The following is a 3,795-nucleotide window of genomic DNA, read 5'->3' on the forward strand; positions in this document are numbered from 1 at the left end:
TTAGCAGGGGCTTGTTTATGACTTTTAACTTTCTGGGGCCTGGATTAACTGTAAATGTTGAGGCCAAAGTCAAAGAGCAAATTATTTTGGACAGCAGTGAAACGAGTTACGGTTTCTCTTTAAATCCAAAAGGGGCACTTTTATTAAATTTTGAAAAAAGTTCGGGCGATCCTTAAAATTAAAATAGGAGAAACTTGGAATTCCTTAAAGAATTGAAAAGCTAAAAGCCCACTAAGTTCGTACGAAGGGGAAGATTACTAAACCTTTACAGGAGTTAAGTACTTGTAATGGGTTCTGGCAAGTGAAAACATGAAAAAAGAAAAAATTAAACAATGGTTCACAAGGCAAAAGCGAAGTTTGTTGAAAAAAACATTTGCACTTACAAGTCTTCCTCGGCAATGCCAAGCCTACGATTTTATAGACGGCATCTGGAGCCAGCCATATGACTGCCTACTTCCAACTAAATATAAGTTGTATTGGAAAAATCGCCTTATAAATACTTCTTTTTCTTTGGAAGAGTTAAAAATTTCCCAAGGGGTCGAACCACGTAATGAACGGGTGTTTATTTTAGGTTCCGGCCCATCTGTAAACAATTTAGATCTCTCAAAACTTAGAAAAGAAAATGTAATCTTTCTTAATGGAGCAATTACATCAATCAATGAGGTCAATAGCCCTTTCCTCGAAGTGATATCAGATGCTTCATTCGTAAGAAATAGGTCCTCGTTGCTAACGAATCTTAGAAATGATCTAAAGTTTGCTGTGACTTTTGACGTTTTTCGTGAGCTAGCGTTGCTCGATGAGAAGATAGCAAAAAATTATGATTTTTCTATCATAAATGAGGCTCCGAATTGGAGGGAGAGGGGCACATTACTTAATGAACTTGCTAGGAAGTCTGGGGATTTTTTAGAACAAGAAGCAGCCGGAGAACTGTTGAAGCTTTTTTTAGATCCTCGCTTGGGCTTTTTTCATACTGGAACGGTTATGTCAAATGCAATTCAGATAGCTTTTTATTTGGGTTTTAAAGAAATTTTTCTCCTAGGATTTGATTTGGGTAACGCTAATCAACCAAGATTTTATGAGCACACAGAAGACGTGGTCAGATCAGGTTTATTAAATGATTATGAAGAACACATCAAGCCCTTCATGTTATTAACGAAGTTAGCCAGTAAAAAAACAGGCGTGGGTGTCTATAACTGCTCTCCGGTTACCTTGCTTCCATATTCAATAATTCCTTACCGAGACTTCAATTCTTTGTTTTTCTGACAAGGAGTAAGACCTTCTCATCCTCTTTTCAACTTCAATGATAAAATTTTCGCGAAAAACAAGGGTCATTGGATGCAATCTATTTTTGAAAAAAAAACGCAATTAATTTATTTGTCTCTGTTAGTCAGCCTTAGCCTTTGCGCTTTTTTTCAGTGCATTGCGGTTGCTATCTCGAATTTATTTCAAGTATTAGCTTCTGTATTTTTTTTACTTTATGTCCTTGCTCAGCCAAGAAAAGTCTTAGAACGAATAAAGAAATTTAAAATATTTTTGTATGCTTACCTGTTATTTATTCTTTCGTTTTTGCCATCTGTCTTTGCAAATCCAAATTTAAAAGAGAGTTTTGGTATTTGGTTTTCTTTGATCGTGTTAAGACCTTTTTTGGGGTTTATAGTTTTATTGTCTGTAGAGAAAAAAGATACTTATATTTTAATTGGATCTTTGCTCCTATCCTTCTTAATAGACAGTGTTTATGCCATTATTGATGGCGGGAAGGCGAATTATGGTTATAGGCTCAATGGCTTTTATGGGCATCCGATGATCTACGCCGGTTTTGCTTGTGTATCTATGCCGATTTTCTTCTTGGGTCTGCTCCTTTCTTCGTTTTCAAAACTTTTTAAATTTTCCGTCCTTCTTATTTTTCTCTTCTGCGGCTATGTTGTTCTCTTAAATGGGACTAGAGGGGCTTGGTTGGCATTATTAATTTGTTTTTCTTTGGCCCTTCTTGTTTATATCAGAAATATCTCCATTCCTGTTTTATTGGCTATTCTTGGAAGTTTATTGTTAGTTTTTTCATTGTCGACTCACAACACGATTTCCAGTAGGGTGAGTAGTCTTACCGATGCCGGCATTTCCACCAACAGCGAAAGAATCCGGCTTTGGAAGAGCTCCTTTGCAATGTTTAAAGATCATCCCGTAACAGGCGTAGGTATGGGAGTTTTTAAAGATGCCTATCCTAAAAAATATATACATAAGGATTCGAAAGAGCCTAACCTCACTAGGGCGCACAGTAATTTCTTTCAAATCTTAGGTGAGAACGGAAGTACTGGATTAACCGGATTTTTCCTATTCTTTGGTTATCTTTTAATCTGGTCCTTAATAAAATTTATAAAAACTAGAGAGGATACTTACTTTATGGCCTTTTTATCAACGCTGGGATTAATGCTTCAAGGACTCACTGAATTTAATCTGGCACATTCGAATGTCATGAAGTATTTTTGGTTGATGTTTGGCTCCTTGATGGTTTCGGAGCCTTTTTGGCGAATTGGAAATCTCAGCATATTGTCAGATAGGAAGTCTGCGCCATGAAATTAGGAATAGCATGTAATCATTTCGGCTTCAGCGGCGGAATGGAAAATTACACTTTAAATTTAATCAAAGCATTTCATAAACAAGGGTTGCCCCATCCTGTAGTCTTTGCAAAATCATTTGACGAAAGCCTTCAAGAGTTTTCATTTATTACTCCTCAAAGCATTCCGACATTTGGGGTTCCAAGACTCTTTAAGGATTTCTTTTTTTCATATCAACTTAGAAAAAGTAGGGAAAAATTTGGAGTAGACGTCCTCCTAGGTTGCTGCAGAAATGATCAGTCGGAGATAATTTTGTGTGGAGGAACTCATGCAGGATATTTAAGTCAATGTTGCCTTCGAGAAGGACTGTACGACAAATTTTGTCTTTCTTTAGAAGAAAAAGAATATAGCAACGCAAAAAAAATTATTGCCCATTCAAGAAGTATTAAAAATGAATTAATCAATTTTTATGGAGTAGATCAAGACAAAATTGAAGTTCTGTACCCTCCTGTTGATTTTTCAATTTTTTCAAGGCCGACAGAAGAAGAAAGACAACTGCTTAGGCAGAAATTTGGCATCAAAGAGGGCACAATTTCGGTACTTTTTGTCTCCTCAAGTCATAAACGTAAGGGATTTGAACTTCTAGAAAAACTTTTTGAAAATACTTCTTTGCCAATAGAGTTGTTAGTAGCTGGGAGGCCGATACCTAAGAAACCCTATAAAAATATTCGGTACTTAGGGTATTTGAAAAATATTCAAGAAGCCTATCAGGCAGTTGATTTATCAATTCTGGCTTCTAGATATGAGCCTTTTGGTTTGGCTCCGATAGAAAGTCTTTGTGCAGGGACACCAGTGATTATTTCGGCTAATCTAGGGGCCGCAGAAGTGATAAAAACGGAGGTTAAGTTCGAATTTACTCCGAATTCTCTTGTGAGCTTAGAGAAATCATTAAAAGAGGCGATTTCCTCTTTGAGAGTGACACGACAATTAATCAAAAAAGAAAGGGTTTCTGATCTTTTTACGGAAAATCTCGATCCAGAAATCCATGCTTCAAAGATTTATAACTTTGCTCAGAAAGTTATCAGATAGAGCTAATTTTTATTTAATAATTCTAATAGATTAAGATATTTTATTAAAAATACCCTTTCGTTTTCTTGAGCAAATAATAACGCAAGTATTTTTGGAGTGTATAACAGTAGTGATTGGCAGCAAAAATAAAACCTATTTTTCCATCAAGAAAACC

3 protein-coding genes are annotated in these 3,795 nt (G+C 35.9%); all 3 read left to right on the top strand.

Going from position 1 to position 3,795, the window contains the following annotated elements; all coding sequences use genetic code 11:
• The first annotated feature begins 309 nt into the window (after positions 1–309).
• Positions 310–1,263, top strand: coding sequence for a hypothetical protein (locus ACZND6_RS08850; protein WP_369976250.1), 954 nt, complete (start codon positions 310–312; stop codon positions 1,261–1,263).
• Between the two features lie 72 nt (positions 1,264–1,335).
• Entirely contained in the window at positions 1,336–2,571 is a 1,236-nt protein-coding gene (locus ACZND6_RS08855) for an O-antigen ligase family protein (protein WP_369976248.1), read from the top strand.
• Positions 2,568–3,641: a glycosyltransferase family 4 protein gene (locus ACZND6_RS08860; protein WP_369976246.1), complete on the top strand. Its 1,074-nt coding sequence runs from the start codon at positions 2,568–2,570 to the stop codon at positions 3,639–3,641. Before ACZND6_RS08855 ends, ACZND6_RS08860 begins: the two co-directional genes overlap by 4 nt.
• Positions 3,642–3,795 lie beyond the last annotated feature (154 nt).

The sequence above is a fragment of the Parasutterella sp. genome (assembly GCF_057870745.1).

Coding starts and splice junctions, on each gene's coding strand:
- ACZND6_RS08850 (WP_369976250.1), top strand. CDS start 310: ATGAAAAAAGAAAAAATTAAACAATGGTTCACAAGGCAAAAGCGAAGT.
- ACZND6_RS08860 (WP_369976246.1), top strand. CDS start 2,568: ATGAAATTAGGAATAGCATGTAATCATTTCGGCTTCAGCGGCGGAATG.
- ACZND6_RS08855 (WP_369976248.1), top strand. CDS start 1,336: ATGCAATCTATTTTTGAAAAAAAAACGCAATTAATTTATTTGTCTCTG.